The following is a 22,351-nucleotide window of genomic DNA, read 5'->3' as shown; positions in this document are numbered from 1 at the left end:
GAGGCCGCCATGGCGATCGATCATCTGGACGGACGGCTCATCGTGCTCCTCGCCGAGGAGCCCCGGATCGGGGTCCTGGAGGCCTCCCGCCGCCTCGGCGTGGCCCGCGGCACGGTGCAGGCACGGCTGGACCGGCTCCAGTCGAACGGGGTGATCCGCGGCTTCGGCCCCCAGGTCGACCCCGCGGCGCTCGGCTACCCGGTCACAGCCTTCGCGACGCTGGAGATCAAGCAGGGCCAGGGCGCGGACGTCCGGGGCCACCTGGCGACCGTCCCGGAGGTCCTGGAGCTGCACACCACCACCGGCCACGGGGACATGCTGTGCCGGCTGGTGGCCCGGTCCAACGCGGACCTCCAGCGGGTGATCGACCGGGTCGTCGGCTTCGAGGGCATCGTGCGCGCCTCGACGGCGATCGTCATGGAGAACCCGGTCCCGCTGCGGATCATCCCGCTGGTGGAGCAGGCCGCGGAGGACGACGTACCGCGCTGAGGCGACCGGCCGACGCCTCGGCCCACCCGTGGACGGACGGCGAGGAGTTGCAAAGGACTCTCTGCAAAAAACCCTTGCAGAGAGTCCTTTGCAACTCTACGGTGGAGTCATGCCCGAGAAGCCCGAGCCGGAGCACTCCTCCGCAGCCACCCCCGACGAGCAGCCCGCGGCGCCGGCCAGCAGGGTGCTCGACCCGCGCTCCCTGCGCGGACTCGCCCACCCCCTGCGCATCCAGCTGCTGCGCGCCCTGCGCCACCACGGCCCCGCCACCGCCTCCCAGCTCGCCGAGCGGCTCGGCGAGTCCAGCGGCGCCACCAGCTACCACCTGCGCCAGCTCGCCGCCCACGGCTTCGTCGAGGACGACCCGGAGCGCGGCAAGGGCCGGGAGCGCTGGTGGAAGGCGGCGGCGCAGGGCACGACCTTCGACGAGGCCCTGTACGAGAACCCGGACCCCGAGGTCCAGGGCGCCGTCGAGGTCTACCTCCACGAGATAGCGACCATCCACACCCAGGAGCTCAACACCTACCTGGGCACCCGGCACCAGTGGGCCGACGCCTGGCTCGGCGCCTCCGACATGAGCGACTTCACGCTCCACCTGAGCCCCGAGCGGCTGCGCGAGCTCGACGCGCGGCTGCACGCCCTCATCAACGAGTACCGGGACAGCGAGGACCGCGAGGCCCCCGACAGCCAGCGCATCCGGATGCACCTCCACGCCTTCCCCCAGCACGGCGAGAACTGACCCCGTCCCCACGAAAGGCAGACACCCCATGCACGCCGACGCCCACCTCGTCCTGCACGGCCTGACCGCCGCCGAACTCCACGGGGCCGCGGCCGCCGCCCGTCCCGCCTGGGCCGCCCCGCGCACCCCCGCCACCCCGGTCCGCGTCCGGCTCGGCTGGACGCTCGTCGAGTTCGGCCTGAAGCTCGCCGTCCCGCAGCGGCACACGGGCTGCGCCACCGCCTGACCCGCGCCTCATCCGCTGTCCGCACAGCCACAACCGGGGGGAAACACCGTGCGAGCGCGCACACCACTGGCCACCGTCCTGGCCGCCAACGCCATCTCCATCAGCGGCAATTCGCTCACCCTCATCGGCGTCCCGTGGTTCGCCCTGGAGACCACGGGAAGCCCCGGGAAGGCCGGCCTGGTCGCCTTCTTCGCCGCCGTGCCGGTCGTCGTCTCCGCGATCTTCGGCGGCCCGGTCATCGACCGGATCGGCCGCCGCCGGGTCTCCGTCGCCTCCGACCTCGTCTGCGCCCTGGCGCTCGCCGCCATCCCGCTGCTCAACCGGGCCGGCCTGCTGCAGTTCTGGATGCTGTGCGCGCTGATGGCCGTCACCGGCCTCTTCCACGCCCCCGGCGAGACCGCCCGCCACGTCCTCATCCCCGACCTCGCCCGCCACGCCGGCACCCCGCTGGCCCGGGCCGCCAGCCTGTACGACGCCGTCTCCCGGGGCGCCCGCATGACCGGCGCCGCCCTGGCCGGCGTCCTCGTCGCCCTCATCGGCGCGGACACGGTCCTCTACCTGGACGCCGTCACCTTCGGGGCCTCCGCGCTGCTCGTCCTCGCCGGCCTCCGCGGCGTCCCCTCCGCCGAGCCGCTCCGCGACGCCCCGCCGCTCTCCGCCGCCGCCTACCGCTCCGACCTGCGCGCGGGGTACTCGTTCCTGGTGCACACCCCGCTGCTGCTCGGCATCAACCTGATGGTGATGGTCACCAACGGCCTGGGCCAGAGCTGGAACGCGGTCCTGCTCCCCGTGCACGCCCGGGAGGAGCTCGGCGGCTCGGCCGCCATCGGCCTGCTCGTCGCCGTCTTCGGCGGCTGCGCCCTGCTCGGCGCGCTGCTGTACGGGGCGGTGGGCCACCGCTTCCCGCGCCGCCCGGTCCTCGCCGTCGGCTTCCTGCTCGCCGGAGCCCCCTCGTACGTGATCGCGGCCCTCACGGACACCACGCCGCCCCTGCTCGTGACGATGGCGCTCGGCGGGCTCGGCGCCGGGGTGCTCAACCCGATCCTCTCCACGGTCTTCTACGAGACCGTCCCCGAGGAGCTCCGCAGCCGCGTCGGCGGAGCGAGCACGGCCGGCGTGCTGCTCACCACCCCGCTCGGCGGCCTGGCGGCCGGCTACCTGGTCGAGCGGGCCGGGATCACCACGGCCCTGCTCTCCTTCGCCGGCGTCTACTTCCTGGCCACGCTCGCCCCGCTGGTCCTGCCCTCCTGGAAGGCCATGGACCGCCCCGCGGGGCAGCCGGAGGTCAGCAGCTCGGAACCTTCGAGTCCTGCCCCTGCTCCAGGGCCCGCAGGGACGACACCGCGTCGCTGAGCGCGGTGACCGGCACCAGGCGCAGCCCCTTCGGCAGCGCGGCCTGCGCCTGGGAGCACTCGTCCTTCGGCACGAGGAAGACGGTGGCCCCGTCCCGCGCGGCGGCCTGCGTCTTCAGGGAGACCCCGCCGACCGCGCCGACCTTGCCGTCGGGCGTGATCGTGCCCGTACCGGCGACGGTCCGGCCGCCGGTGAGGTCGCCGCCGTCGCCGTCCCCGTCGATCTTGTCGACGATGCCGAGGGAGAACAGCAGCCCCGCGCTGGGCCCGCCGACGTCGGCGAGGTGCAGCTGCACCGTGACCTTCTTCGGGTCCAGCTTCAGATAGCCGAGGGCGGCGAGGGAGGCCGCGTCCTGCGACTCCTTCATCTGCCCGAGGTTGCGCTCCTCGATCTCCTTGTCGGACTTGCCCGACGGGTAGACCGACTCGCGCGGCAGCACCGCCCGGTCCGTACGGAACCAGGCGTCGGCCACCTCGCCGAGGTCGATGTCCTCCGAGGGACCGGTCGCCAGGATCGTCGTCATCCGCAGCTGCCCCTCGGTCTCCCGGACCGGGACGCCGCTGACGGTGATCACCTCGCGGCCCTTGTCCTTGCCGAGCACATCGGCGGTCGTCCCGGGCTGCGCGATCGAGAACGGCAGCGGCGCGAGCCCGGCGACGGCGAAGAGCGCGACGACGGGGACGGCACAGAGCGCGAGCGCACGAGGACGCGAGAGGCTGGAGAACACGCCCCCAATCTACTGGGCCCGCCCGCGGGCGGACGCTCCGCGGGCCGGGGGCCGTGCCCGCGACGCCCGACCCGCGGCTCGACGACGCCACGGGCCGATCGGGCCTGATGCGGGCTGATGCGGCCTGCTCCAGCTCGCGCGCCGGCCTGATGCTGCCTGATGCGGCCTGCTCCAGCTCGCGCGCCGGCCTGCTCCGGCGCGCTCCGGCCTGATCCAGACCGCTCCGGTCTGATGCCGCCTGATCACGGCCTGCTCCGGCCTGACGCGGGCCCGACGCGGGCTCGACGCGGGCGACAGGGCCTAGCGCAGCGCGTCGGCGACCTCCCGGGCCGCGTCGACCACGCGCGGGCCCACCCGCTCCGGAACGGCGTCCGACAGCATGACGACCCCGACGCTGCCCTCGATCCCGGTGACCCCGACCAGCGGCGCCGCGGCCCCGCTCGCGCCGGCCTCCAGCTCGCCGTGGGTGAGGGTGAAGCCCGGTTCTATGAGCTCGCCCAGCCGGGCGGCGAGGATGGCGCGCCCGGCCGCCCCACGGTCCAGCGGGTGCCGGAAACCGGCCCGGTAGGCCACGTGGTAGTCGGTCCAGGTCGGCTCGACGACGGCGACCGCGAGCGCTTCCGCCCCGTCGACCAGCGTCAGGTGGGCCGTCGCTCCTATGTCCTCGGCGAGCGAGCGCAGCGCGGGCAGCGCGGCCTCCCGCACCAGCGGATGGACCTGGCGGCCGAGCCGGAGCACGCCGAGCCCGACCCGGGCGCGGCCACCCAGGTCGCGGCGGACGAGGGCGTGCTGTTCGAGCGTGGCGAGCAGACGGTAGACGACGGTCCGGTTGACACCGAGTCGGTTGGACAACTCGGTGACGGTCAGGCCGTGGTCGGTGTCGGCAAGCAGTTTGAGGACTCTGAGTCCCCGGTCGAGCGTCTGGGAGGTCTCCGCGGTCACGACGCCCTCTCCTTCGGAGTGAGTGACAGCGGACTCGTACGAGGGCTGCGGCACCGGTCCCATCGGCGACGCACGTCAGAGGCCGCCGGCAGGACGGGCACACCGGCTGCGCTCCGCGGCGGCGCTGCCACGGGGCGTTTGCTTGAGCCGGGACAGTAGCGACCTGCTCCGCTCAGCGGAAGACCTCGTCCAGAATCCGGGCGCGTGCGACCGGATACGGGCGGTTCGGGACCTAAGTCGGCCGAACTGGGGACTTTGGAGGACAAGGACACCCACGGGCCGCCCGTAGCGTGGAAGTGCACGGGGCCCGACCGTGGGGGCCGGTCCTCGTTGCGGCGTCCCGATCCCCCGGGACAGCCGAGAGGCCCGTACACAGCCTGTGTACGGGCCTCTCGGCCGTGGTCGGGGCCCACCCCTGCGCGGGGCCGCACCCGCGGCGTCACCGCGTCCGGCCGGCCCGCGCGCCGGGTCCCGGCGGCGTCACCGCATCCGGGTGGCCCACTCCTGCACCTTCTTGATCCGCTCGCGGATCTGCCCGGCGGTGGCCTCGGCGCTCGGCGGCCCGCCGCACACCCGCCGCAGCTCGGTGTGGATCACGCCGTGCGGCTTGCCGCTCTGGTGGACGTACGCGCCGACCATCGTGTTGAGCTGCTTCCTCAGCTCCAGCAGCTCCTTGTGGGAAACCACGGGCCGCCGCTCGGCCGGAAGCTCCAGCAGGTCCGCCTCGGTGTCCGGCCGCTTGCGGCTGTGGGCGATCTGCCGGGCCTGCCGCTTCTGCAGCAGCAGCTGCACCTGGTCGGGCTCCAGGAGCCCGGGAATCCCGAGGTAGTCCTGCTCCTCCTCGCTGCCCGGGTGGGCCTGCATGCCGAACTCGGCGGCGTTGTAGAGCACCCGGTCGAAGACGGCGTCGGACTCCAGCGCCTCGAAGGGCAGCATGTCCTGCTCGCCGGTGTCCTCGTCCTGCTGCTTCTCGGCCTCGGCCAGCTCCTTCTCGGACTCGGCGTACGGGTCCTCCTCGCCCTCCTTCTTGGGCCGGTCGAGGACGTGGTCGCGCTCGACCTCCATCTCGGTGGCGAAGCCGAGGAGGCTCGGGATGGTCGGAAGGAACACGGACGCGGTCTCGCCGCGCCTGCGGGATCGCACGAAACGCCCGACGGCCTGCGCGAAGAACAGCGGCGTCGAGATGGTCGTCGCGTACACGCCGACGGCCAGCCGCGGCACGTCGACGCCCTCGGACACCATCCGGACGGCGACCATCCACCGGTCGGTGCTGTCGCTGTACTCGTCGATGCGGCCGGAGGCGCCGGCGTCGTCCGAGAGCACGACGGTCGCCTTGGTCCCGGTGATCTCCCGGATCAGCTTGGCGTAGGACCGCGCCGAGTCCTGATCGGAGGCGATGACCAGCCCGCCGGCGTCCGGGATCGACTTCCGGACCTCGGTGAGCCGCTGGTCGGCCGCGCGCAGCACGTTGGGCATCCAGTCGCCGCGCGGGTCGAGGGCGGTGCGCCAGGCCTGGGAGACGGCGTCCTTGGTCATCGGCTCGCCGAGCCGGGCGGCGACCTCGTCACCGGCCTTGGTGCGCCAGCGCATGTTGCCGCTGTAGCTGAGGAAGATGACCGGCCGGACGACCCCGTCGCCGAGGGCGTTCCCGTAGCCGTAAGTGTAGTCGGCCGAGGACCTGCGGATCCCGTCGTTCCCCTCCTCGTACGTGACGAAGGGGATCGGGTTCGTGTCGGACCGGAAGGGCGTACCGGTCAGGGCGAGCCGCCGGGTGGCGGGCTCGAAGGCCTCCAGGCAGGCCTCGCCCCAGGACTTGGAGTCTCCGGCGTGGTGGATCTCGTCGAGGATGACGAGGGTCTTGCGCTGCTCGCAGCGGTTGCGGTGGAGCATGGGCCGCACACCGACGCCGGCGTAGGTGATGGCGACCCCGTCGTACTCCTTGCTGAGCGGCCCGGCGCTGTAGTCCGGGTCCAGCTTGATCCCTATCCGCGCCGCGGCGGCGGCCCACTGCTTCTTCAGGTGCTCGGTGGGCGCGACGACGGTGATCTGCTGCACCACGTGGTGGTGCAGCAGCCAGGACGCGAGGGTCAGTGCGAAGGTGGTCTTGCCGGCGCCCGGCGTGGCGACCGCGAGGAAGTCACGGGGCTGCTCCTGGATGTACTTCTCCATCGCGCCCTGCTGCCAGGCTCGCAGCTTGTTGGCGGTACCCCAGGGGGCACGGCCGGGGAAGGCGGGAGAAAGGTGATGGGAGGAGGAGGCGGTAGTAGTCACGGTCTCCGGTTCGACGCTCGTCCAGATATGACAACCGGGCCACCTTACCGGTGAGACCTCCTCGACCCACCCCGATCGGGGCCGTGGCGCCCCCCCTTGAGACGGTCCTCACAACCCCCGCAAGCGGTCCGCGATCACCGCGACGTCGTCGACTTCTCCCCCGGCCACATCGATGACCAGGGCATACGCGCGATCAAGATCGACATCGCCGAGATCGATCCCGTTGACCGCGAGGAAGACGGCGGCGGACAGCCAGGCGGCCCGCTTGTTCCCGTCGACGAACGGATGGTTCGCGGCGATCCCGTGCAGCAGCACGGCGGCCTGCTCGTACACCTCGCCGTAGGCGCTCTCGCCCTCCTCCTCGACGTACCGCCGCAGGGCGAGCCCGACGAGCTCCTCGACACCGACCCCGCGGGCGTCGGCGAGATCGAGCACGTCGTCGCCGACCAGAAGGTTCACCTGCTCCATGACCGCACCCTAGGCAGCCCGCCCACCGCGGTCGACGGGGTTTTCCCCGCCGCCGCCGCCGCTCTGCGGGTCCAGGCCGGGGCCGGGGACGGGCCGGGGACGGGGCCGGGGACGGGCCGGGGCCGGGGCCGGGGACGGGGCCGGGCCGGGGCCGGGGACGGGGCCGGGCCGGGGACGGGGCCGGGCCGGGGACGGGGCCGGGCCGGGGACGGGCCGGGGACGGGGCCGGAGCCGGGCCGGAGCCGGAGCCGGGCCCCGGGTCGAGGCCGACGCCCGCCCGGGTCTAGGCCGACGCCCGCCCGGGTCTAGGCCGACGCCCGCCCGGGTCTAGGCCGGCGCCCGCCCGGGTCTAGGCCGACGCCCGATCGGCGGCCCCGTCCCGCACGCCGAGCCGGGTGGCGACCCAGGCCCCGACCGCGGCGACCGCGGCCATGGGGAGGAAGACGGCGGCGAAGGCGACCGGATGCGACCCGCCGCCGCCCCCGCCCGTGGCGGCGTGCCCCACCGCGCCCCCGCCGAGCGCGGCGAAGGCGGCACCGCCCGCGGCCAGCAGCAGTACGTTCGAGAGCCCGTCGGAGATCTGCAGGGCGGCGGAGTTCGCGCCCGCCTCCTCCGGCGCCGAGAGCTTGAGCAGCAGCACGCTGGTCAGGGCGATCACGATGCCCATCCCGAAGCACCCGAAGGCCCAGGCCACCGCGACGGCCCACGCCGGGACGGCCTGGATCAGCACGCTGGGCGCTGCGGCGATGGAGAGCGCGACCAGCACCATGCCGCCCACCATGAGCCGCTCGCGGTACGGCTCCGTCCACGGCCGCGACTGGACGTACGAACCGAGCGCCCAGGTCAGCCCGCCGACGGCGAGCGAGAGCCCCGCGAGCGTCGGGCTCAGCCCCCGCTCGGTGACCAGCATCAGCGGCACGAAGGACTCGGCGGCGATGAACGCGCCCGCGGCGATCCCGCGCAGCAGCACCACCGAGGGCAGCCCGCGGGCCGCCCGGTACGTACCGCGGGGCAGCAGCCCGCGCACGGCGGGCACGAGCAGCGCGGCACCGACGACGGCGGGGACCAGGGAGAGCCAGCGCAGCTCCTGCCCGGCGTACTGGAGCAGGGCCGCGCCGAGCGAGACCGCGAGGGCGAGCCGGATCCGCCGCCGGTCGTACGGCGGGAGGGGCGCGTGCGGGTCGGCCGGCCCGGAGGCCGTCCGGCGTATCGCGGGCAGCGCGAGGGCGAGCGGGAAGACGACGAGCGCCGGAATCCCGACGAACACCCACCGCCACCCGAGGTGCTCGGTGATCGTCCCGGCGGCCAGCGGCCCCACGACGGACGGCACGACCCACCCGGCGGCGAAGGCGGCCATGATCGCGGGCCGGAGGTGCTCCGCGTAGGCCCGGCTGATCACCACGTACAGGGCGACGATCACGAGCCCGCCGCCCAGCCCCTGGACGGCCCGCCCGAGGATGAACAGCCACATGCTCCCGGCGGTGCCGGAGAGCAGCAGGCCGGCGGCGAAGGCGCTCATGCCGGCGGTGAGCGGCGCGAGCGGCCCGCTGCGGTCGGACCACTGCCCGGAGAGGACCATGGCGAAGAGGCTGGTGGTGAAGTAGGCGGAGAAGGCGAAGGCGTAGAGCGGCACCCCGTCCAGCTCGCGCGCGGCGACGGGCATGGCGGTGCCGACGGCGGTGGCCTCGAAGGCGATGAGCAGGACCACGGACACGATGCCGACGCTGAGCGCCCGGTGCTCGCGATCGAGCACGCCACCGCCGCCGGTGGGAGTGTCTGCGGCGGCGGGAGGCGCGGCTGTGTCGCGGGGTTCGAGGACGCTCATGCCCCCAGAGTAAGGGCCGTCACGCGGGGTGACCCCTGTCGCGAGTCGGGTGATGCCCTGGTCCCTTGGTCGTACGACCAAGGCACCCCCGGCCCACCCCCGCGGCGCCTCCCGCCCCTACCCCGTGAACGCTTTGTGACCCCCGTATGGCAGTCGTGTTGCACCGCCCCGGAATCCCTTGAGCCCGGCCGCGCCGCCCGCCTAACGTCTGACTCATCACCACCACGACCGTGTGCCCGAGTGGTTGAGGGGCTCGCCTGCAAAGCGAGTTACGTGGGTTCGATTCCCGCCACGGTCTCCACGCCAGGGGCGCCCCGGACAGGGGCGCCCCTTCTCGCTGCCCCCACCCTGAGTAGGCTCTCCCTCGCTCAGGGGAATTCAGGGGGGATTCGCAAGTGGAACGGCCGTACCGCCTCATCACACGCCTGGACCCGCCCCAAGCCCCGTCCCCGTCCCCGGTCCCCTGCCGCCGCTTCGTCGCCCGCGGCACGACCACCGACCGTACGGTGCTCCTCACCGCCCCCCTCGCCGGCACCGACCCTGCGCTTTTCCGCGGGGAGGCGGAGGCGGCGCAGCGGCTGGCGCTCCCGTGGACCTTCCCGGTGACGGAGGTCGGCGGGGCGGCGGACGGCTCGGACACCTGGTTCACGACCCCGTACGTCCCGGCGCTCCCGCTCCCCGTGGCGCTGGCGGTGCACGGCGGCCCGTTGCCGGAGGAAACGGTACGGGTGATCGGCGCGGCGCTGGCGGAGACGCTGGCCGCGCTGCACGCGCAGGGGCAGGCGCACGCGGGCGTGGCACCGGCGGCGGTGCTGCTGACCGCCGACGGCCCCCGGCTCACCTGCTTCGGCGCGGCCCGCGTCACGGACCGGGTGGACCGTTCGGCGCAGGCCCCGGAGCAGGCGACGGGCGGGCTGCCGCGGCCGCCGGGTGACGTGTACGGGCTGGGCGCGGTCCTGGCGTACGCGGCCACCGGCCACACGGTCCCCGAGCGCTCCGAACTGCCGCCCGCGCTGGGCGGGACGATCACCGCCTGCCTGACCCGCGACCCGGCGCACCGCCCGTCCGCCGCCGCCCTGCTGCCCGCCCTGTCCCCGCCGACCCCGCACGGGACGGTGCTCGGCTCGGCCGACCCGCTCCTGACCCCCGGCTGGCTGCCGGCCCGCGTGGTGGCGGCACTGGCCCACCAGTCGGCGGCCCTCCTGTCCGCGGACCTGCCGGAGGCCACGGCGAACGGCCGAGGTGGCCACGGGAGCCGGGGGAGCCGGGGGAGCCAAGGGACCCAAGGGACCCAAGGGCCCCAAGGGAGCACCCCGGTCAACGGCCAGGTCAACCGCCCGGCCAACGCCCCGGCCAACGCCCCGGTCAACGGCCACGGGAACGGAACCGAGAACTGACATGCTCTCCCCCCTCACCCACGACGACCCGCAGTCCATCGCCTCGTACCGCCTGCTCGCCCGCCTGGGATCCGGCGGCATGGGCACGGTGTACCTGGCGCGCTCGCCGGGCGGCCGTACGGTCGCGCTGAAGACGGTGCACGCGCGCCTGGCGGCGGACCCGGCGTTCCGCGCCCGCTTCCGGCTGGAGGCGGACGCGGCCCGCATCATCGGCGACCGTCACGGAGCGGCCGTCGTGGCCGCGGACCCGCTCGCCGAGACGCCCTGGCTGGCGACGGAGTACGTGCTGGGCCCGCCCCTGGACGACGCGGTCGCCCTCGCGGGGCCGCTGCCCGAGCCGACCGTCCGCGCCCTGGGCGCCGCCCTCGCGGGGGCGCTGCGCCAGCTGCACTCCTCGGACGTGGTGCACCGCGACCTGAAGCCCTCGAACATCCTGGTCACCGCACACGGCCCGAAGGTGATCGACTTCGGCATCGCGCGCGCGGCGGGCGACGACCGCCTCACGTCGACGGGGGCGGCGGCCGGCACCCCGGCGTACATGTCGCCCGAGCAGGCCTCGGGCGAGGAACACACGCCGGCGGGCGACGTGTTCGCGCTCGCGGGCGTCCTGGTGTTCGCGGCGACGGGCCGCCCCCCGTTCGGCTCGGGCGCCCCGGCCGACCTGCTGTACCGCGTCCGCTACGCCGAGCCGGACCTCTCCACGGCCCCGCCGTCGCTGCGGCCCCTCCTGGCGGCCTGCCTGGCGAAGGACCCGTCGGACCGCCCGGACCCGGCCACGCTGGTCGCCGAACTCCACGACGGCCACGGCGACTTCGCGGACCACCTCCCGCCCCCGCTGCTCGCCGCCATCGCCCGGCGCGCCACGGACGTCTGGCACCCGCACCCGCCCCGCCTCCCGGCCCCGGCCCAGGACCCGTACACGACAGCCCTCCCGACCCCGCCCCGCCTCTCCCGCCGCCGGCTCCTCACCCTGGGCGGCGGGGCGGCGGTGGCCGCGGCCGGTGCCGGTGCCGGCTTCTGGGCGTGGCGGGCGAAGGAGCCCCGGTCCACGGCGGGGGCGCCGGCCCCGGCCCGCCCGACCAGGGCACCGTCCTCCCTGTGGAGCACGGAGCTGTCGACCCCGGAGAAGGACGAACGCACCTTCCCGATGGTGGTGGGCGACCAGGTCGTCCTGGTGGCCGGCATGGGAGTGGTGTTCAACGACATCGCGACCGGCAGGACCTCCGGCGTCTGCACGGCCGACACCACCCCGTGGACGGCGGTGGCCGACGAGGCGGGCGTGGTCCACGTCGTCCAGCGCAAACCGGACACCGAACACCACGACCTGGTGGTACGCACGGTGGACACCGCGAAGTACGCGCTGCGCCCGTCGGGCATCACGGTCAAGGGCCTCAACGCCAACATGGACGCGACCCAGCTGCTGTGCGCGGCCGGCGGCATCCTGTACCTCGCGGGTGCGACCGGCGTCCCCGACGCGCTGCGCTCGCACCACCTGGTGGCCGTCGACACGCGTACGGGCCGGGAGTTGTGGCGTACGGCCCTGGGCGACCCGAAGACCAGGACCGGCAGTGACAGCACGGACCGCAGGTACGTGATGGCCTCGTCGATCGGCGGGGACCGGCTCATCACCTTCGAGAGCTACAACGAGTTCGACGACACGACCCGGATCGTCGCCCGCGACCCCCGCACCGGGACGGTCCGCTGGCACAAGGACATCGACGTACCGCGGGACACGGCCGCCCTCAACCGGCCCTGCCTGGACGGGACCCACCTGTACACGGGCGGTACGAACTTCTCGGCGCTGCGGCTGAGCGACGGCGGCACGGCCTGGCAGGAGCGGATCTCGGCGAACGACCCGTTCTCGGCGCCCGTACTCGGCGACGGCGCGGTCTACGCGGTGGCGGAGGGCGGCGCGTACGCCGTCGACACCACCACGGGCACGAAGCTGTGGCAGGAGAAGGCCGCCACCGACAACCCGGCCCTGCCCGACTCGGACCAGTCGCTGGCGGTGGGCAGCAGGTACCTCTACTACCGCTCGGAGACGGGCCTGGCGGCGGTGGACCTGAGGACCCGGCGGCGGGCGTGGGTGTACGGGACGGACGCGGACCATGTGGTGGCGCAGCGGAGGGAGGGCCGGATGTTCGCGGTGGGCGACCGCTTCATGATCGCCCTCCCGCTGAAGTGACCAGGAGACGACTCCCCTCCCCCATTCCAAACCCACCCCCGAAACCCACCCGACCCCACATCCTCACTCCACTCCACACCCCCCGTTCCCCCGCTTCCCCCCTGACAGGACGTGACGACACCATGAACCCCCTGGGCTTCGGCGACCCGCTGCGCCTCGGGCCGTACCGGCTGCTCGGCGTGCTGGGCGAGGGCGGCATGGGCAAGGTCTACCTGGCGGCGGGAGCCGACGGCAGCCCCGCGGCCGTGAAGGTGCTGCGCCCGGAACTCGCCCACGACCAGCACCTCGCCCAGCGCTTCGTACGCGAGGCGCACACGGCGCAGGCGGTGCGGAGCCGTGGCGTGGCGCGGGTGCTGGACGCGCAGATGGAGGGCGGGCGCCCGTGGATCGCGACCGAGTTCCTGGCAGGGCCGACGCTCGACCAGGCCGTGGCGCGGTACGGGCCCTTGGACGAACCCACCGTACGGGCGCTGGCGGCGGCGCTCGGGGAGACGCTGCGGGACATCCACGCGGCGGGTCTGATCCACCGCGACGTCAAGCCGCCGAACATCGTGCTGACCTCCGACGGCCCGCGGGTCATCGACTTCGGCATCGCCCGCCCCGAGCACGGCCTCACCCTGACCACGACCGGCCAGATCCCCGTCACCCCCGGCTACGGCGCGCCCGAGCAGGTCCTGGGCCGACGGGTGACCGGGGCGGCGGACGTGTTCTCGCTGGGCGCGGTGCTGGTGTACGCGGCGACGGGACGGCGGGCGTACGAGGGGGCGCATGTGGCGGCCGTGCAGTACGCGGTGGTGCACGAGCAGCCGAACCTGGTGGGCCTGCCTCCCGCGCTGCACCAGCTGATCGCCCCGTGTCTGGCCCGCGAACCCGAGCTGCGCCCGACACCGGAGCAGATCGCCCAGGCCTTCGTACCGGACCGGCGCGCGACGCGTGACGTCTGGCGGCGGGGCCCGCTGCACCAGGAGGTGAAGCGCAGGGAGACCGAGATCGCCCGGCAGACCAAGGCGGCCGCCTCGACCGTCGTCGCGGGTGCGGCGGCCCCGAGCCGTCGCCGTTTCCTCGCGGCCTGGGGCGGGGGCGGCGCTCTCCTGCTGGCGGGCGGAGGAGGCACCGCGTGGTGGCTCGGCGGCCGCGAGGAGCACACCCTCCCGCCGGCGGGCGACGCTCCGGAGGCCCCGCTCCTCGACCAGGCCGGCGCGGGCATCCGACCCACGCCCCTGTGGGGCCCGGTGGACGTGGCCGCCACCGGCCCGCTCCCGCCGCCGGTGGTCCTGCGCGACGTGGTGGTCTTCCCGGACCGGGAGGGCGGCCTGACGGCGCTGAAGGTGGTCGACGGGTCGACGAAGTGGAAGCTGCCGGGCCTGTCGAAGGTGGCCCGCCAGATCCCGTTGAACCTCACCGAGTTCGCCGCGGCGGACGCGTCGGGCCGCCTGGTGGTCCACGACGCGTCGACGAGCGCGGAGGGCTGGTCGCTGCCGGAGGCGGAGGCGGCCTTCCTCCTGGCGGCGGTGCCCGACACCCTCTACCTGCTGACCACCAAGGGCGGGCTGCGGGCCGTCGACGTCGCCACCCGGACGATCCGCTGGACGGTGCCCTCGACCGAACGCGTCACGGACACGAGGGGCCCGCTCGCGGCTGCGGCCGACGACCACCTCGTCCTGTCCGGCTCGGACGGCACGGTGACGGCGTACGCCAAGGCGACCGGCAGCCGCGCCTGGGAACTCCGCGGCCAGAGCACGGAGACCCTCCAGCCGGCCATCGACGACGGCACGGTCTACCTCGGCGGCCGCACCCTGACGGCGGTCGCCCTCACCACCGGCAAGCAGCAGTGGTCGATCGCCCCCAGCCCCCAGCGCTCCTGGGGCCCGCCGGCGGTGGACGCCGACGGCGTCACGGCGACCCAGGGCAGGGCCGTCCGCCGCTACGCCAAGGACGGCAGCAGCCCCGACTTCTGGTACGCCGACCTGAACGGCGACTTCCCCGACCCGCAGCCCCCGGTCGTCCAGGGCGACTGCCTCTGGACCGTCGAAAGCGCCAACGGCGACTCCGGCGTCTCGGGCATCTCCATCCCCGAGGGCAAACGCGTCTGGACCTACGAGCGCGACAACACGGGCCCCTGGGCGATGACGGCCAAGGCCAACCGCGTCTTCCTGATCAGCAAGGGCAAGGTGGCAGCCCTACCGACCTTCTGAACGGAAGGGCGCCTCGGCTTCACACCGCCACGATCCGCCCCTCCGGTCCGGCGCACCATGCTCACGCGGTCAGAGTGCCCGGCACCTCCATCGTGTTCTGGCACCCCAGGAGCTCGCGCACATACGTCAGCAGCCTCGAGGCAACACGTCCCGTCAGGCCGGGGTCGCCACCGCCCAGCCCCTGTTCCGTCACGGAGATCTCCAGGGGGAGCCGCCGCTCCTGTCCGTTCGCCGTGCCGGCCAGTCGGCACGGCGACACGACCGCCAGGCCGCTCTGTTGCCTGAGCCGCTGGACGTACACACCGTCCCCGTCCTCGTGCCAGCTCTTGGCGGAATTCCCGACAGCGACGGAATCCATGGTCAGCGTGGACCACATGACGCGTCCCGTCATCCAACCCCGGGAGTCGGCTCCCGTGACGCCCAATGTGCACAGTTCGGAGCTGTCGCGCCGGAGGTCGTCACCCGCGGCCGTCCAGTCACGGGCCTGCTCGCTCAGACGAAGTCTGAGCCGGTCGGGCGATCCGCTCTCCACCTGAAGGCCGCCGTCGGCCAAGATCGACTCCACGGACGCCACGTTCTCGTCGCCGAACGCGTCACGGCAGACCTCGAGCTCCGCCCTCACCTCCCCGCCCGCATCGGCACCTCCCCCTGAACAGGCGGCGACGAGCACGAAGGCGGCCGTCACGAGAACACCCTGCCGACCCAGCACCGAGCTCACGGACCTGCTCATGCGACCTTCGGCCTTCCTCCGGCCGCGGTGACACCGGCGTTGTAGGAGTACTCGGCTTCCCTGAACATGTCGCGCCTCTCTTCCATGCTCATTCCGACGGATTCCGCATAGTTGAGCAACGGCACCACGGCGCTCCTCTTGCCGGCCTGCCGCGTTCCCTCGATGTCGTTCAGTGCCTCGTCGTCGTTGTCGTACTCGTTGTCCTTGAGGTACTGCAACGTGTCAGTGGCGTAGGCCGTGTCGATCGACGAGCCCACGGCTTCCATGACCAGGGGAACCGCGGTGACAGCGACAAGGCCTGCGGCCGGCCCGAGCACCACGGCAGATCCGACGCCCACAACGGCCGCCACACCCGAGCTGACCCCCGTCTTGCGCCACTCGGCCTGCTGCTCCAGTTCGAGATTGCGCTGGTCCTCGTCGTCCTTGAAGTCCTGAGCGATCTGGTTGATGCGCGATTCGTCGAGGATCCCGTGCATCTTGGTGGCATTGTGCGCGAACTCGAGCCCTTCGGCTCGGTCTCCGCTCATCGCCTTGAGCCCACTCGCTTCGAAGACCTGCTGCGCTGCGGACATGCTCCTGTAGGCGCCCTCGTCCCCGGCCACGGCCGTCATGAATCGCAGACTCTCGACCTGGCCGAAATCCGTGTGATCCTTTCCGTCACTGCTCAGCCGGAACAACTTGTCGCGATCCGTGTTCTCACCGCTGCCGCCGAATCCGTAGGTGGAGTAGTTGAGGTCGTCGATATAGGCCGCGCCCATGTTGCCGAGGCTGTCGATCATCGATTCGTGACGCTTCCTCAGCTCCGAGTCCGTCCCGTAGTCGTTGATCACTTCTCGCATGATCTCGGCCGACTCCTCGTCCCTGCGCAGCACCGGGTTGGGGTCGTCCCACGCGTGCCCCGTGGTCGCAGCCTCGAGGGCGTGGCCGAGTGCGTCCGGCATGTTCGCAGCCGTCTTCTCGGCCTCGTCAGGGTCATGCCCGTCGAAATCGGGGAAGAAGTCGTATTCCGCGCCCTGGAAGAAGTCGAGGTAGCTGGTGAACTGTTCCCCGTCCGCCTTCGGGTCCAGGTCGACTTTCCCCCCGGGCGTGCCGTCCGCGTTGTAGGAGGTGGGAGCGTCCGTGAAGAACCTCTTGGCCGCGTCCGGGCTATGCCCCAACGCCTCGAGCATCGACACCATGGGGTCGTAGCCGGCTCCGTTCACCCCGGAGGGATTGAACGGGTTCTTCAGCCACCCTCCGATGTTCCGGTTGCCGGCGAAGGTGTAGGGGTCCTTGGCATGCAGCTGCGTGACGTGTTCCGCGATCGGAACCAGGAACTTCGGATCGTAGTTCCCGTAGCGCATGATGCCACCGAGCAACTGGTAGCCGAATGCCGGGTTGTTGTCGTACTTGGCGAGCGGAATGCGATCGGTGCCGAGCATCCTCATCTCGGCCGACCACTTCTGTGTCCACCCGTCGCCACCCTGTGTGGCCGTGGCCAGGTTGAGGCCCATGTTCTTCTGCAGCGCCTGGACGTCCTCGAGGCGCTGTTTGTCCACCTTCGAGTAGTCGTAGGTGTCGGTGGAGAGCTGACCGAAGAACTCGAGGGCGCCTTTGGGGCCGAGCCCGTCGTAGAAGCCTCTCGAAAAGTCCTTGGACCCGCTGTTGTCGCCCAGGAGCTCGTTCAGCTCCACGAGCTCGGCATGCGAGATTTCCCGACCCTTCTTGGCCAGGTCGACCGCACGCTGCGCTTCCTCGGCGTCAAGGCTGTCGTACTTCGGCGCACTGAAGTTGTGTTTGTCGCCTGTGATGTTCGCTTTGAGTGCGTTCGCGCAAGCGATGTCGGCGTCGTCGCAGGTCTCGAGAATGGCATCGATGCGACGCTGCCAGGCATCGATCGCGGCGCGTTCCTTACGGACGAGGTCCTGAAAGCCGGGGTCATGCCGAAGCCCCGGATCCTTGGTCGACAACAGAGGTTCCCTGGCCTCGACCTTGCCCTCCGCACTGACCCGGAATCCATGGGCCGGCGCATCAGTGTCGACGATCTTCAGCAGATCCCCCTTGGCCTTGCTGAAGGCGTCGTAGCCACTCTGAAGAATGCGGTGGATCCCGCCCGCGGCCTTCGCCGCGTCCTCGAACTCCTTCGCCGTCTTGTCCACGAACGGCTTCGTGACCTCGGCGTTCACACCTCGCCAGTACTCGTCCCTGGCCTTGGCGGCCATCGTCGTACGGGCGTCCTCGGCAAGCTTCTCCAGCTTGCCCTTCATCTCGGACCAGCCGTCCGCCGCGGCCTTCATCTTGTCCAGTGGCGCGTGGAAGACGTTGTCATAGGTCAGCAAGGCCGGCTCTCCGCCTACTTCAGATACTCGTTGATCCTGGACGCGGCGAGGGCCGCCTTGATGTCCGCCTCTTCCCTGGCGTGCGAGGCCGCGCTGTAGTCGAGGTGGTTGGAGATGTTCGCGCAGGCGTCGAGCAGGGTGCCGAGCTGCGATGACCAGGTCTCGTGCACCTCCGCCATGGCGGAGCCGGTCCGGAAGCCGTTCGTCTTCAGCCCGGTGGCTGCTTCCGTGGTCTGCGTGCGGGCATGGTTGCCGTCCTTCACCAGTCGGCCGTGCAGGGCGTACGCGGCGCTGCCGATGGCACCGAGCCGGTCCTGGTCGACGCTCAGGTCGGCCTTACCGCCCCCCGGGCCGGCGGCCGCCTGATCGAGCCGCATGCTCACGGGAGGGCCTGCGGTGCTCCGGGCCGAGGCCCATTCGTGATCGAACGACATCGTCTCCCCGTTCTCCCGTCACGGCGCCGGGCAGGCTCCAGCAGCGGCCTTCGTCGTCTGCGACGCGACCCGCGAAGCGCCCGGATCCGTCGATGCGAGGCTCAGACAGTAGGGGAAGTCGGCCCGGCCGGTGACCGCCTGGTGCTGATCTCCGCCACGTGCCGAGCCCAGGTCCGGAGAGATGGAGGGTCCTTCTCCCTCGGCTCCGGATCGTTCCTCTTCCCCGCTCCGGCGGGTCGGCTCGCCGAAATTCCTCGCGCGGCATCCGGGGGAGCACGGCGCACCAGGCGCGACGAAGGCGGAAATTCGCCCTTCCCCGGAGAGTGGCGTCGAGGGCCACCCGATCGCGCCCCGACCCCATCGGATGAGGGACGCCTGCCCGGTGTTGACCACAGCACCCCCGGGTCACCAGCTCGCGGAGCACCTGCGGTTGCAGGCACTTCTACGCTACCGACCACCGGGCGCTCACGCGCGAACGCGATCCCTGATCCGTCAGCTTCCGTGGGGCGGCTGGTGCTGCTGCTGGTGCTGCTGAGGCTGGTACGGGCCGCCCTGGGGAGGTCCGTAGGGAGCGTACGGCGGGACGGCGGGCGCGGACGGCGGGACGGGCGGCAGGGCTCCGCGTCGGCGGGAACGGAGTACGAGCGCCGTCACGGCTCCGCCGACGAGCACCGCCGCACCGATACCGAGCCCGATCCACAGCATGGTGTTGCCCCCCTCTTCCGAGGAGGCGGCCGGCACCTGAGTGGCGGGCTTCTGCACACCGTCGGACGGGGCAGGGGCGGCCGACGCGCTCGCGGACGCCGAGGCCGACGGCGACGCGGACGCCTCGGCGGCGGCGAGGTCGGGCAGCGGGTAGACGTCGGCAGGGCCGGGATCGCCGGGGCTGGCGAGGGCGATACGGGGGCGGACGGCGCCGTATCCGATGGAGTCGGTCCGCGCCTTCCCGCTCTTGGGCTTGCCCGCGGTGTTGAGCATGACCCGGAGGACCTGGTTGTTGGTCCAGTCGGGGTGCTTGGACCAGATCAGGGCGGCGGACGCGGACATGAGGGCGGTGGCCGAGCTGGTACCGCTGCCTTCGCAGAGCTGCGTGCCGCCGGTGCAGGCATTGGTGATGTTCTCCGCGGGTGCGGCGAGGTCCACCTGAGGACCGGTCTGCGACTTCTCCCACCAGGAAGCCTTGCTGTTCAGGCCCCCGACACCGACGACGCCCGGAGTGGCCGCGGGGTACTCGACAGCGTTCCCCTCGTCGGCGGTGTTGCCCACACCGGCGAAGATGAGCTTGTTCTTCGACAACGCGTACCGGACGGCTTCGGCAAGCTCCGGCCCGGGCTTCCTGGCATTGGCCACGGAGATGTTGATGATCTTCGCGTCGGAATCGGCGGCATACCGAATCGCCTTCGCCATGCTCTCGGAGAAGCTCTCCTTGACACCGTTCTTCGCCCAGCGCTCCTCGTTGTAAGGAATGCGGATGGGCAGAATCTTCGCCTTGGGAGCCAGTCCGAACGACCCTTGCTGCGGCCCCCTGGCGCCGGTCCCCGCGATGAGGGCCGCCATGCCCGTGCCGTGGTTGTCGATGTCGTTGTTCTCGTCGCCGTCCAGGAGCGAGAAGTCCTTGCCGGGCAGGACTTGGCCCCGCAGGTCAGGAATGGACTTGTCGACTCCGGAGTCGATGACCGCGACGACGATCCCTTCCCCCTTGCTGACCTTCCACATCTCGTCGGCCTTCATGGCATCCAGGTGCCACTGCTGGTCACGTACGGACTCGGCGTGGGCCGGCACGGCGCCGATACCCAGCAGTGTCAGGGCCATGGTCAGTGCCATGAGGGAACCGGAACCGATGGCCCGTCCACTGCTGGTTCGCATGCGCTTCTCCGAGTCGTTGTCTACGAGATCAGTCGACGACGGGCGGGACGACGCGGCGGCTGCGCTGCTGCCAGGTCTCCTCGTCCTCGGTCAGGTAGTCGGGGCGCTCTCCGCGGCGCTCCTCGTCCCGGCTGTCGCCCGTACGGGCGCCGGCACCGTGCATGCCACCGGCGATCGGGCGCCCCTGGCCCGCACCCGGACCGCCCGAGCCGGACTGCCCGCCGCGGACGAGGCCAGTGCCGCCAGGGGTGAAGGGACGTCCCGCGGTCTGCCCGGGACGCTGCGCGGCCCGGCCGCCGACGACACCTCCGGTCTCACTCGCCAGACGGCGGCCTGCGGCCGTACCGCCTTGTCCGCCGGCCGTGCCCCCGGGCCCCATGGCTCCACCGCCCATCGGGCCGCGTCCGGTGACACCGCCCTCGGCGCCGATCACGGTGCTCCGGGGGATGCCGCCCGTCGGACGGCCCCCGCTCGGCGGAACGGCGCGGCCGCCGGTGATGCCGCTGTCGCGCGGCATGCGGCCGGCCGCGGTCCCTCCGGGACCGGTCAGCACGGGTCCGGTGACACCGCGGCCCCCGGGAATCGTCTTGCCGCCGCCACCGCCGAAGGAAGGCGGCACCGTGCCACGCTGCGAGCCGCCACCACCGGGGTAGGTCGGCGGCACCGTGGGGACGACGCTGGGGTAGGTGGTCGGGCCGTCCGGCTTCGGCGGGACGGTTCCCGTCGGGCCGGTGGGCGTGGTCGGCCTGTCGGGCAGGACCGTCGTGCCGTCGATGCCCAGGTCCACGTTCCGGTCCGGGATCACGGTGCCGCGGTCGATGGAGCCACCGGGCCTGGCGGTTCCACCATCGGTGCTGCCCACCACGGACCCGTCGCTCTGCCCCGTAGACCTGGAGCGCGTGCCGGTGCTGTCGGCGGTTCCGGTCGATCGAGTCGTCCGGCGGCTCGTCTCGCCCGGGAGCTGCTTGTAGCCCTGGGGCGTGACCCAGTCCTTCCCCAGGAACCCGGCCGGCGGCGGGAACTCCGGCACCGGCTCGTTGTTGATCTGCGTCCCCGAGTGGGTGTACGTCTGCCCCAGGCTCCGCAGCTTCATCATCGCCTCGACCCGGGTCGACTCGCGCAACGCCGCCGCGGCCGTCATGTCCGCCGAGGCGTCCTTCTTCGCGGTCGGGCCCGCGTCCGGGTCGTGGTTCGCCGCGTAGAGGGTCTTCTGGGCGTTGGCGTAGTTCGTCTTGGCCGCGGCGCTGCTCTTGGCCAGGCCGTCGACCCCGCTGCTCGCCTCCGTGATCGCCTGCGAGACGTCACCCAGGCACGTGCCCGCCTTCGTGGCGTACTGGCCGAGCTTCATCGTGGCGAGGCCCGTGGCTCCGGCCCACTCGCGGAAGGCGTCGGCGCCGTCGCCCTCCCAGCGCAGCAGGCCGGCGCGCAGGCGGAGTTCGCTGCCGATGGCGAAGATCTCGCTGCCGGCCGACTTGAGCTTCTGGGAGAGCAGGTCGGCCTTCCCGTTCTTGAGCGGGGTCAGCATCGCGAGCAGCTGCTCGTTGCTCAGGCCCTCGAGGGCCGTCTCCTGCGCCTTGGGCGTCTTCGGATTACCACTCATTCGCTTCTCCCCCGTTTCCTTCCCTCACGTCTGCTAGAAGCCGCCGGTGTCGTCCGTGGAACCGCCGGTCGGCTTCTGGTCGGGCAGCGGCTGGTCGGACCTGCCGCCCATGCCCTTCGTACCCGTGCCTTCGTCACGCGGGTCCGGAGCCTGCATGTGGGCGATCTCGGCGTTCAGCCGCTTCATCTTCGCCTTGATGTCGTCGTCGATGCTCTGGTAGCCCGCCTGCGTGGCATGGATCGCGAGCTTCATGCTCTCCATCTGGAGTTCGAGCACCTTCGAGAACTTCAGGAGCTGCTCGCGCACGACCGCGTACGACCCGAAGAGGAAGTCCGCCTCGTGGAAGCCGGGGCCGCCGAGGCCCTCCTTCTCCAGCCAGTCCTCGCCGATCTTCTTCGGACCCCCGGTCGACCCGCCGAAGTCCTCGAGGAGCTTGTCCACGCGCTTCTTGAGGTTGTCCATCTCGCCGAGCTCGACAACCAGGTTGGTGGCAGCGGCCGCAACCCCGGCCACGCCTGGCAGCATCGGCAGGATGAAGGGGATACCGCCGCCCCCGCCGCCGCTGTCCGTCGCCTCCGCCATAGCC

Annotated in this window: 18 protein-coding genes and 1 tRNA gene; 8 read left to right on the top strand and 11 right to left on the bottom strand. The window is 72.4% G+C overall.

The genetic code is table 11. The features are described 5' to 3' along the window. Positions 1-9: 9 nt before the first annotated feature. From ABD981_RS24965 to ABD981_RS24950, 4 genes are all read left to right on the top strand, one after another. Complete coding sequence (locus ABD981_RS24965; protein WP_046912356.1) at positions 10-489, top strand: Lrp/AsnC family transcriptional regulator; 480 nt, start codon at positions 10-12, stop codon at positions 487-489. A 109-nt stretch (positions 490-598) separates the two neighbouring features. Further along, positions 599-1,228, top strand: a complete 630-nt coding sequence (locus ABD981_RS24960; protein ID WP_046912355.1) for an ArsR/SmtB family transcription factor — start codon at positions 599-601, stop codon at positions 1,226-1,228. Positions 1,229-1,256: 28 nt separating this feature from the next. Further along, positions 1,257-1,454 carry a hypothetical protein gene (locus ABD981_RS24955; RefSeq protein ID WP_046912354.1) on the top strand — a complete coding sequence of 66 codons (198 nt, stop codon included), beginning with the start codon at positions 1,257-1,259 and terminating at the stop codon, positions 1,452-1,454. Between the two features lie 48 nt (positions 1,455-1,502). Further along, a complete protein-coding gene (locus tag ABD981_RS24950; RefSeq protein ID WP_046912353.1) occupies positions 1,503-2,807 on the top strand; it encodes an MFS transporter in 1,305 nt (434 codons plus the stop codon). On the opposite strand, the gene ABD981_RS24945 is transcribed toward ABD981_RS24950, so the two are convergent. From ABD981_RS24945 to ABD981_RS24925, 5 genes are all read right to left on the bottom strand, one after another. Continuing rightward, positions 2,740-3,534, bottom strand: coding sequence for a S16 family serine protease (locus ABD981_RS24945; protein ID WP_046912352.1), 795 nt, complete (start codon positions 3,532-3,534; stop codon positions 2,740-2,742). The genes ABD981_RS24950 and ABD981_RS24945 overlap by 68 nt on opposite strands. Positions 3,535-3,834: 300 nt before the next feature. Continuing rightward, positions 3,835-4,476, bottom strand: coding sequence for an IclR family transcriptional regulator (locus ABD981_RS24940; protein WP_046912351.1), 642 nt, complete (start codon positions 4,474-4,476; stop codon positions 3,835-3,837). Between the two features lie 480 nt (positions 4,477-4,956). Further along, positions 4,957-6,747 (bottom strand): DEAD/DEAH box helicase, encoded by a 1,791-nt coding sequence (locus ABD981_RS24935; protein ID WP_123955273.1) that lies wholly within the window; start codon positions 6,745-6,747, stop codon positions 4,957-4,959. 108 nt (positions 6,748-6,855) lie between these two features. Further along, positions 6,856-7,215 carry a type II toxin-antitoxin system death-on-curing family toxin gene (locus ABD981_RS24930; protein ID WP_046912349.1) on the bottom strand — a complete coding sequence of 120 codons (360 nt, stop codon included), beginning with the start codon at positions 7,213-7,215 and terminating at the stop codon, positions 6,856-6,858. A 349-nt stretch (positions 7,216-7,564) separates the two neighbouring features. Further along, positions 7,565-9,040 carry an MFS transporter gene (locus ABD981_RS24925; protein WP_046911435.1) on the bottom strand — a complete coding sequence of 492 codons (1,476 nt, stop codon included), beginning with the start codon at positions 9,038-9,040 and terminating at the stop codon, positions 7,565-7,567. 226 nt (positions 9,041-9,266) lie between these two features. Here ABD981_RS24925 and ABD981_RS24920 point away from each other — a divergent pair. From ABD981_RS24920 to ABD981_RS24905, 4 genes are all read left to right on the top strand, one after another. Next, a tRNA-Cys gene (locus ABD981_RS24920) sits at positions 9,267-9,341 on the top strand. A 94-nt stretch (positions 9,342-9,435) separates the two neighbouring features. Further along, positions 9,436-10,437, top strand: a complete 1,002-nt coding sequence (locus ABD981_RS24915; RefSeq protein WP_338058658.1) for a protein kinase family protein — start codon at positions 9,436-9,438, stop codon at positions 10,435-10,437. A gap of 1 nt (position 10,438) precedes the next feature. Further along, the gene (locus tag ABD981_RS24910; protein ID WP_123955119.1) at positions 10,439-12,622 is read left to right on the top strand and encodes a protein kinase domain-containing protein; all 2,184 of its coding nucleotides are present in this window, start codon (positions 10,439-10,441) and stop codon (positions 12,620-12,622) included. 122 nt (positions 12,623-12,744) lie between these two features. Beyond that, positions 12,745-14,817 (top strand): protein kinase domain-containing protein, encoded by a 2,073-nt coding sequence (locus ABD981_RS24905; protein WP_046911436.1) that lies wholly within the window; start codon positions 12,745-12,747, stop codon positions 14,815-14,817. Positions 14,818-14,878: 61 nt separating this feature from the next. Here the strand turns inward: ABD981_RS24905 and ABD981_RS24900 are convergent, their stop codons facing one another. The 6 genes from ABD981_RS24900 to ABD981_RS24875 form a co-directional block, all read right to left on the bottom strand. Next, the gene (locus ABD981_RS24900; protein ID WP_131723934.1) at positions 14,879-15,535 is read right to left on the bottom strand and encodes a hypothetical protein; all 657 of its coding nucleotides are present in this window, start codon (positions 15,533-15,535) and stop codon (positions 14,879-14,881) included. Positions 15,536-15,543: 8 nt separating this feature from the next. Further along, positions 15,544-17,865 (bottom strand): hypothetical protein, encoded by a 2,322-nt coding sequence (locus ABD981_RS24895; RefSeq protein ID WP_046911438.1) that lies wholly within the window; start codon positions 17,863-17,865, stop codon positions 15,544-15,546. Between the two features lie 14 nt (positions 17,866-17,879). Continuing rightward, positions 17,880-18,299 carry a hypothetical protein gene (locus tag ABD981_RS24890; protein ID WP_046911439.1) on the bottom strand — a complete coding sequence of 140 codons (420 nt, stop codon included), beginning with the start codon at positions 18,297-18,299 and terminating at the stop codon, positions 17,880-17,882. A gap of 492 nt (positions 18,300-18,791) precedes the next feature. Next, positions 18,792-20,165 (bottom strand): type VII secretion-associated serine protease mycosin, encoded by a 1,374-nt coding sequence (gene mycP, locus ABD981_RS24885; RefSeq protein WP_046911440.1) that lies wholly within the window; start codon positions 20,163-20,165, stop codon positions 18,792-18,794. A 28-nt stretch (positions 20,166-20,193) separates the two neighbouring features. Next, complete coding sequence (locus ABD981_RS24880; protein WP_046911441.1) at positions 20,194-21,765, bottom strand: hypothetical protein; 1,572 nt, start codon at positions 21,763-21,765, stop codon at positions 20,194-20,196. A gap of 33 nt (positions 21,766-21,798) precedes the next feature. Next, positions 21,799-22,347 (bottom strand): hypothetical protein, encoded by a 549-nt coding sequence (locus ABD981_RS24875; RefSeq protein WP_123955120.1) that lies wholly within the window; start codon positions 22,345-22,347, stop codon positions 21,799-21,801. Positions 22,348-22,351 lie beyond the last annotated feature (4 nt).

It is taken from the genome of Streptomyces showdoensis, from assembly GCF_039535475.1.
Classification (GTDB): Bacteria; Actinomycetota; Actinomycetes; order Streptomycetales; family Streptomycetaceae; genus Streptomyces; species Streptomyces showdoensis.
The sequence above is the reverse complement of the archived record's forward strand: the minus strand, read 5'-3'. Positions and strand labels throughout refer to the sequence as shown.